The sequence below is a fragment of the bacterium genome, assembly GCA_035529855.1.
Taxonomy (GTDB): Bacteria; RBG-13-66-14; B26-G2; order WVWN01; family WVWN01; genus WVWN01.
The window spans coordinates 1-7,387 of record DATKVX010000113.1; the positions used below are offsets into that span (position 1 = coordinate 1).

11 protein-coding genes are annotated in these 7,387 nt (G+C 65.0%); all 11 read right to left on the bottom strand.

All coding sequences use genetic code 11. The features are described 5' to 3' along the window. Window positions 1-980, bottom strand: a 980-nt coding sequence (locus VMX79_11450) for an MBL fold metallo-hydrolase (protein ID HUV87713.1), incomplete at its 3' end; no start/stop codon positions are given. 33 nt (window positions 981-1,013) lie between these two features. Then, entirely contained in the window at window positions 1,014-1,496 is a 483-nt protein-coding gene (locus VMX79_11455; GenBank protein HUV87714.1) for a GAF domain-containing protein, read from the bottom strand. Continuing rightward, window positions 1,493-1,861, bottom strand: a complete 369-nt coding sequence (locus VMX79_11460; GenBank protein HUV87715.1) for a carboxymuconolactone decarboxylase family protein — start codon at window positions 1,859-1,861, stop codon at window positions 1,493-1,495. Before VMX79_11460 ends, VMX79_11455 begins: the two co-directional genes overlap by 4 nt. Before the next feature lie 115 nt (window positions 1,862-1,976). After that, window positions 1,977-2,477, bottom strand: a complete 501-nt coding sequence (locus VMX79_11465; GenBank protein ID HUV87716.1) for a rubrerythrin family protein — start codon at window positions 2,475-2,477, stop codon at window positions 1,977-1,979. Between the two features lie 40 nt (window positions 2,478-2,517). Further along, entirely contained in the window at window positions 2,518-3,021 is a 504-nt protein-coding gene (locus tag VMX79_11470) for a ferritin family protein (protein HUV87717.1), read from the bottom strand. Window positions 3,022-3,052: 31 nt separating this feature from the next. After that, a complete protein-coding gene (locus tag VMX79_11475; protein ID HUV87718.1) occupies window positions 3,053-3,556 on the bottom strand; it encodes a ferritin in 504 nt (167 codons plus the stop codon). 47 nt (window positions 3,557-3,603) lie between these two features. Continuing rightward, a complete protein-coding gene (locus VMX79_11480; GenBank protein ID HUV87719.1) occupies window positions 3,604-4,023 on the bottom strand; it encodes a PAS domain-containing protein in 420 nt (139 codons plus the stop codon). 43 nt (window positions 4,024-4,066) lie between these two features. Continuing rightward, window positions 4,067-4,441: a desulfoferrodoxin gene (locus VMX79_11485; protein HUV87720.1), complete on the bottom strand. Its 375-nt coding sequence runs from the start codon at window positions 4,439-4,441 to the stop codon at window positions 4,067-4,069. Between the two features lie 129 nt (window positions 4,442-4,570). Further along, window positions 4,571-5,071, bottom strand: coding sequence for a ferritin family protein (locus tag VMX79_11490; protein ID HUV87721.1), 501 nt, complete (start codon window positions 5,069-5,071; stop codon window positions 4,571-4,573). A 51-nt stretch (window positions 5,072-5,122) separates the two neighbouring features. Further along, entirely contained in the window at window positions 5,123-5,974 is an 852-nt protein-coding gene (locus VMX79_11495; GenBank protein HUV87722.1) for a 2-oxoacid:ferredoxin oxidoreductase subunit beta, read from the bottom strand. Between the two features lie 23 nt (window positions 5,975-5,997). Then, a partial coding sequence (locus VMX79_11500) for a 2-oxoacid:acceptor oxidoreductase subunit alpha (protein ID HUV87723.1) occupies window positions 5,998-7,387 on the bottom strand: 1,390 nt, incomplete at its 5' end.

Genomic DNA, 7,387 nt, shown 5'->3' on the forward strand with positions numbered 1-7,387 from the left:
CGCAGGTCCTCCATGTACGTGCCCAGCGTCGAGATGTAGCCGCGGTTGACGGTGGGCGAGCCGACGACGACGGCCTTGGCCCGGAATATCTCCGTCAGCACCTGGTTGCGCTCCGCGACCGGCGCGTAGAATATTTTATAGGGGACGCCCTCGGCGGCCAGGCCGGCGCCGACGGCCTCGGCCATAAGCCGCGTGCCTTGCCACATCGTGTCGTACAGGATGACGGCGCGCTGCTCGCCTTTCTGCGCGGCCCACTCCTTGTACTTCTCGACGATCTGCAGCGGGTCGTCGCGCCAGATGACGCCGTGACTCGGGGCTATCATATCGACGGGGAGGCCGAGCGCCAGGACCTCGTCGATTTTCTTTATGACCATTTCGCTGAACGGCGTGAGGATGTTGGCGTAGTAGCGGAGCGCTTCCTCGTAAAGCTCGTGTTGGTCCACCTCGTCGTTGAAGCGCTTGTCGGTGGCGTAGTGCTGGCCGAAGGCGTCGTTGGGCATCAACAGGTTTTTGCCGGCGAGGTACGTGAACATGCTGTCGGGCCAGTGGAGCATGGGCGCCTCGACGAACACCAGCTCGTGTTGGCCGATATTAATTTTATCGCCCGTGCCGACGACCTTGAAGTTCCAGTCCTGGTGGTAGTGGCCCGGGACGCTCTCGGCGCCGCGCTTGGAGACGACGACGGTCGCCTCCGGGCAGTGGCGCATAATAGCCGGCAGGCCGCCGGAGTGGTCCGACTCGGCGTGGTTCGCGACGACGATATCTATCGCGGCCGGGTCGACGACCTCGCGGACGTTGGCTAAGAAGTCGTCGGCGAACGGCCCCCACACCGTATCGACGAGGACCGTCTTCTCGTCTTTAATAAGGTAGGAATTGTACGTCGAGCCGCGCGGCGTGGACAGCTCGTAGCCGTGGAAGTGCCGCAAAGCCCAGTCCACGACGCCTACCCAGTACACGCCCTCGCATATTTCCGTAACCATGTATGCTACCTCCTCCGCTTCCCCTCCTCCGCCCTAGCCGCCGGCGCGCGCCAGGTCCGCGACCAGCGAGCATATTTTGCCGAGGAATTCGCCGTCCTCGCTCGAGAACGGCGCGAGGGTGTGGGAGTCGATGTCGAGCTCTCCCCACACGCGGTTGCCTATCAAGATGGGCAAGACGATCTCGGCCTTGACGTCGGGGCTGCACGCCAGGTAGTTGGTCTCCTTCGAGACGTCCTGGACGACGAACATCCGGCGGGTATGCGCCGCGCGGCCGCAGATGCCGGTGCCCACGGAGATGCGCACGTGCTCGGTGGGCGCGCCGTTGAACGGGCCCAGGACGAGGTCGTCCGGGTTCTCGGCGTCCGTCAAGTAGAAGCCGACCCAGTCGAAATAGGGCACTTCCCCGCGGAGCAGGTCGCAAATTCGCTGAAGCTTTTTCTCCCGCGAGCCGGAACCCCCGATAATAGCCTTCACGTTCGGCAGGAGCCCCTCGTAGATCTTGGCCTTGTCGGTCATCGATTCCTTCCTCTCTCGTCTCCTTCTTCGCCCTTCAGCTTTTCCCACCGTTGGAACGCGCGCCGGAGGTGGGGTATCGTTATGGAGCCGCCCACGACGAGGCCCACCGCCAGCGCCTCCGCGAGCTCCTCGTCCGTCACGCCCTCCTCGCGGCATCGCCCCAGGTGGTACGTTACGCAATCGTCGCAGCGCAGCGCGAGCGACGACACCAGCCCCAACAGCTCCTTCACCTTGGCCGGTAGCGCGCCGTCGCGGTATACGCCGGCGTCGACGTTGAAGAACCGCTTCATCTCTTTGCTGGCGCGCTCGAGGACGAGACGGTTAAGTTCCTCACGCTCCGCTTTGAACTTCTCGACGTCGCTCATATTACATACCGCCGACCGCGGCGGCCGCGATTACCCACGGCATATAGCGGCGTCCCCGTTGCGAAACGCAGCCCTCGTTTCCGCCCACCAAACGGGCGCGCCGCGGCCTCCCGGGCTATTCAATCTCGAAAAACTTCTCCGCCGCGGTGTTGCATATCTCGCACGGCGCCGTCGGCTTGCCGAAGACGACGTTGCCGCACACCGGGCAAACGTAAACGCCGCCGGTCTCGACATCCCGCCCCGCCTTCACGGCTTCGAGCGCCCGGGCGTACAGGTTGGCGTGGCGTTCCTCCGCGGCCAGCGCGTACTTGAACGTCAGCGCCGCCGGGCTGCCCTCCGCCTCCGCCTCTTTCACCATCGGCGGGTACATCTCGGTGTACTCGTACGTCTCGCCGGCCTTCGCCGCCTCCAGGTTCTCGGCGGTGGATTTCACCGCTTTCAGCTGACGGAGGTGCGCCATGGCGTGAACCGTCTCGGCCTCCGCCCCGGCGCGAAAGAGCCGGGCGACCTCCGGGAAGCCGTCCTTCTCCGCCTTCTCCGCGAATGCTAAGTACTTGCGATTGGCCTCGCTCTCGCCGGCGAACGCCGCGTTAAGGTTTTCCTGAGTATTGGCCATATGCCGTCTACTCCTCGGTCGTTTGGGCCTTAGCGTTTACTTAGGTAATTTCGAAATCGCGGAAATCGAACATGAAGCCCGAGCCGCTCGCGTAGTCGAGCTCGGCCTGGACGATCGCGTTGTGGCCGTCCTCGATCTCGACGAAGCGCGCGAAGAGAGGCCGCGCCTCTTCGGGCAGCTCCTTCACCATTCGCCCGTAGAAATCGCCGGCCTCGTTTTCCATATGCAGCGCCCGCCGCAGCATCTCGACCTCGCCGCCGAGCGCCTCGCCGCCGGCCTCCTTCGAGAGTTTCTTCACGCCTTCCTCTATCGCCTCCCGCCGCGGTATCGCGGTCTCCAACCCCTCGGCCGTAATCACGCCCTTCCGCCGCCACTCGCTCAAGCGGCTCTCCAAGTATTCCACGTGATGCTGTTCTTCGGCCGCGAGCACGTCGAATACCCTCCGGCCCACGTCGCTTCCGGCGCCCCGCTCCATCTCGCGGTACGCGTCCCGGACCTTGTTCTCGAACTCGAGCGCCGTCTTGAGCGCTTCCTCGACGTTCATCGTTTACCTCCGCCGGCGAACAGATTCCGTTTTAGGACGAAGCCGCGGGGGGCTTGAATACCCGCGCCCCCAGCTCGCCGTCCGCCGCGGCCAACTCGGCGCCCACGCCCGCGACCTTCTGCAAGACGGCCTCCGCGGACTCTTCCTCCTCGAGCTGTTCCTTTACGAACCACTGCAGGAAGTCGACCGTCGCCTGGTCCTTCTCTTCCGCGGCGAGTTCCACCAGCCCGTTTATCAACGCCGTCACCTTACGCTCGTGCGCCAGGACGTGCTCGAAGGCCGCGACCGGCGAGTCCCAATCCGTGGGGGGGCCGTCTATGGGGCCGAGTACGACGCGGCCGTCCCGCTCGTTCACGTAGTAATAAAACTTCATGCCGTGGGCAACTTCTTCCTGCGCCTGCACCCGCATCCAGTTGGCGAAGCCGGGCAGGCCCGCGGCGTCGAAGTACGCCGCCATCGACAGGTACAGGTACGCCGAATAAAGCTCCGCCACGTGCTGGCCGTTGAGGGCGTTTTGGATCTTGTCGCTCAACATAAGCACCAACCTCTCCGTCGAAATCAATCCCTAATTGGAGGGTGCGTTCACCAATCGAGGAGCCGGCGTTCGCCCTCCAGCGCGCGGACGCCGGACACCTCCTGGCTCACCTCCAACGTCCCGCGGTAGTTACCGTCGCCGTCGCGCAGCGCGAAATATCGGACGTACACGAACTGCTCGCCGAGTCTGATCCAGAATTCCGCCGCGTCCCTGGTCCCGGCTTTAAACTCGTCGAGGATCTTGTTTACGACGTGGACGCTTTGGGAAGGATGGCATTCCTGCACCCGCTTCCCGATGATGCCGGGCGCGCGGGCGAAAATCCGGTCCTTCGTCGCGGAGTAGTAACGCACCTCGTCCGCCTCGTCTACGAAGGTCAGGTCCACCGGGAGATGCGTTAATATCAGGTTAACCTGTTCCGCGGTAAGCGTCCCCGTATCCAACGCCAGGTTATCCTTCGCGTCGACCAATCCGGTCACCTCGCTTTAGCGGCTCGGGGCAACGCCGACCGCGCTACCCCTTCCACAGGCCGTGCAGGTTGCAATATTCCCGCAAGACGACGTCGCCGGCGTCAATGCAGAACGTCGCCTCCGGCGCGTCCCCCGGCTTCAGGAACTCGCGGTAGGCTTTGTCGCCGGCTATAACCTCGATCCACTCGATGTGGTGTTCCTCCGTCATCGGGTGAGCGGCGCTGCCGACCTTGACCTTGATGCCGTGTTCGGCGTTCTCTTTCACCGGCACGTGCTTCTCGACCGCCGCGTCGACGGTATTCGCCTCGTAGAGCTTCATCGGCTCGCCGCAGCACACGAGCTCGCCGGCGCCGCCGTGCACCACCTCGACGATGTTGCCGCACACCTCGCACTTGTAGATTTGCAATATCTCGGCCATTACGATACCCCTTCCTTTTCTATTGCGTTATCGACTCCGGTTTATTCCCTCACGAGATAACCCGCGCCGTTTGACGGCGCCCGCACCATACCACGGTATTGACTCCCGCGCTTTGACTTAAATCAAACGTTATGGCCCAACGTGGATGTCGGGCCACGAGACCTCGAAGACCTCGAACCGCTCCGCGTTCTCGCGCTCTATCTCCAGCAGGCGGTAGTGGCCCATCTCCATCGACGCGACGTAGAATATCATATTTCGCGTCGCCTCGTCGGCGTACAGGCCGGCGATGCCGCGGTAGAAGTCGTAGGCCGCGAGCTCGGCGTCCATCGCCTCCTCCAGCACCCGGCTCAGCGGCGTGTCCTCGCCCTCGAGCTTGACCTCCGGGAGCGGGACTACCCCCTTCGCGGGCAAGCAGATTTTCTTATCGGGGAAATCTTTGCCGAACTGCGCCTCGAAGTAACCGCGGTGCTTCTCCTCCTCGCCGGCCAGGAACTCGAGCCGGTCCTTGAGCATGGCGTTGTGCACGCGCGCCGCCAGCTTGCGGTATACGTCCCGCGCGCCGACCTCCGCCTTCATCGCCGTGAGGAGCAGGTCCTCCATCTTGTACTTCTCTAAGTTCATCTCCGCCATAGTATCGTTTTCCTTTCGCCTTCGGCCCGAGCCGCGCCGGCCTAACGGCCGCTACGCGTATTTCTTTAAAACCTTCGCCAGCGCCGCGCGGTAGACATCTTGCCCGGCCAACGGCCCCGCGGCGACCGCCGGGAACCGCGCCTCGAAGGAACCCTTCTCGCGCCGGTAGATGACGCCCAGCGGAATCCGCTCGCCCCATTCGTACGCCTTCCGCATCGCGGCGTCGAAGTCGGTCGGGTCGTAGTCCTCCGGCAACTCGTAGCACCTCTTCTTGAACCAGGCGAAGGTGTTCACCCTGTTGAACGAGACGCACGGCTGCAGAATGTCGACCAGCGCGAAGCCGCGCCAGGCCAGGGCCTGTTTGACCAAACCAGCCAGGTGGTCCACCTCGCCCGAGAACCCGCGCGCCACGAACGACGCCCCCATCGCGACGGCGACCGCTACGGGGTTGAACGGCTCCGCGGTGGGGCCGTGGGGTTGGGCCTTGGTTACGAAGCCGTCCTCGGAGGTGGGGCTGGCCTGGCCCTTCGTCAGGCCGTAAACCAGGTTGTCGTGGACGAGCATCGTTATATCTACGTTGCGCCGTATAGCCGCCAGGAAGTGATTGCCGCCCTCGCCGTAGTTGCAGCCGTCGCCGCTCTGGACGATTACTTTGAGGTCCGGGTTGGCGAGCCGGGCGCCGGTGGCCGCGGGCAGCGAGCGGCCGTGCAGGCCGTTGAAGACGTTGGCGTTCAAATAATGCGGCGCCTTCGCCGCCTGGCCTATGCCCGAGACGAAGAGCACCTGGTGGGGCTCGAGCGCCGAGGCCACCAACGCCTTCTTCACCGCCTCGACGATGGCAAAGTTGCCGCAGCCCGGGCACCACGCCGTCTCGTACCTTCCGTAATCCTCAAGCTTTACCATAAGTTACCCGACCCCGTTTTATATCACGTTTTGAGCCCGCGTAAAATATATTCCGGCGTGAGCGGCAGGCCGTCGTACCGGCTTACGCGCTCGCCTACCTCGAAACCCGCCTCGGCCCGAATAAGACGCGCCAACTGGCCCGACGCGTTGCCCTCGACGGCGACTACGCGCTTCGCCTCGCGCAGGCGGCCCAGGAATTGCCCCGGGACCAGCGGCCACACCTGCGGGAAGTGCAGCGTCGCGGCCTTCGCCCCGTTCGCTCTGAGGTTGGCCGCCGCCTCCGCGACGGCGCCCTTGCTCGAGCCCCAAGACACCAACAACAGCTCCGGTCGCTCGTCGCCGTCGTACCGCGGCGGCACGACTTCGGCGCGGATGCCGCTCTCCTTGCGGCGCCTCTTTTCCACCTGGCGCACGCGGGCGTCGAGGTCCTCGGTGAGGTGGCCGTCCTCGGTATGTTCGTCGCTGTCGACGACGACCAGGTGACGGCTCACCCCGGGCAGCAGCCGCGGCGAAACGCCGCTATCGGTTACGGCGTAGCGCGCGTACGGCTCGGCGAACTCGGGCGGCGCCGCGTACGAGCCCACCGGCGGCAAGCCCTCCACGTCGAACGGCTCGACGGCGCGGTACGAGTCGGCGAGGAACTGGTCCGTCAGCACGAACGTCGGCCCCTGGAACCTCTGCGCGAGCTCGAGCGCCTTCCGCGTGAGGTGGAAGCATTCCTCCACGTCGCCCGGCGCGAAGACGGCCCGCGGGAACTCGCCGTGGCCCGCGCGCAGGACGAACTCGAGGTCGGCCTGCTCGGTGCGCGTCGGCAGGCCGGTGGCGGGGCCGGGCCGCTGCGCCACGACGATAACGATGGGGGTTTCCGTCATACCCGCCAGGCTCACGCCCTCCACCATCAGCGCGAAGCCGCCGCCCGACGTCGCGACGAGGGCGGGCGCGCCGGCGTACGACGCGCCCAGCGCCATATTAATCGCCGCTATTTCGTCCTCGGCCTGCTCCACCGTAAGGCCCATCTCCTCGGCGTGGGCGATGAGCGTCAGCGGTATCGACGTCGACGGCGTCATAGGGTAAAAGGCGCAGAACTTAACGCCCGCCGATACGGCCCCCAGCGCGACGGCCTGGTTGCCGTTCAACGTCAACCGTTCGGCCGGCGTTTCAACTCCAGCGAGCGGCCTACGGTTCCGCGGCTCCAGGGCCGCGGCCCAGGCGAACGCCTTACTCAGGGCTTGCCTGTTCTCCGCCACCGCCTTGCCCTTCTTGCCGAAATAACCCTCCACGACGCCGGCCACGAGCTCTTCGTCGAGGCCGAGCAGACAGGCGACGACGCCCAGCGCCGCGACGTTGCGGTACCGGCCGGTTGCTATCTCCTTGTACGGCACCGCCAGCACGCCGTCGCCGCCCGCGCCGAAC

Excerpts from the sequence above, each read along its gene's own strand:
- VMX79_11455 (HUV87714.1), bottom strand. The coding sequence starts at position 1,496 with ATGACCGACAAGGCCAAGATCTACGAGGGGCTCCTGCCGAACGTGAAG.
- VMX79_11460 (HUV87715.1), bottom strand. The coding sequence starts at position 1,861 with ATGAGCGACGTCGAGAAGTTCAAAGCGGAGCGTGAGGAACTTAACCGT.
- VMX79_11465 (HUV87716.1), bottom strand. The coding sequence starts at position 2,477 with ATGGCCAATACTCAGGAAAACCTTAACGCGGCGTTCGCCGGCGAGAGC.
- VMX79_11470 (HUV87717.1), bottom strand. The coding sequence starts at position 3,021 with ATGAACGTCGAGGAAGCGCTCAAGACGGCGCTCGAGTTCGAGAACAAG.
- VMX79_11475 (HUV87718.1), bottom strand. The coding sequence starts at position 3,556 with ATGTTGAGCGACAAGATCCAAAACGCCCTCAACGGCCAGCACGTGGCG.
- VMX79_11485 (HUV87720.1), bottom strand. The coding sequence starts at position 4,441 with ATGGCCGAGATATTGCAAATCTACAAGTGCGAGGTGTGCGGCAACATC.
- VMX79_11490 (HUV87721.1), bottom strand. The coding sequence starts at position 5,071 with ATGGCGGAGATGAACTTAGAGAAGTACAAGATGGAGGACCTGCTCCTC.
- VMX79_11495 (HUV87722.1), bottom strand. The coding sequence starts at position 5,974 with ATGGTAAAGCTTGAGGATTACGGAAGGTACGAGACGGCGTGGTGCCCG.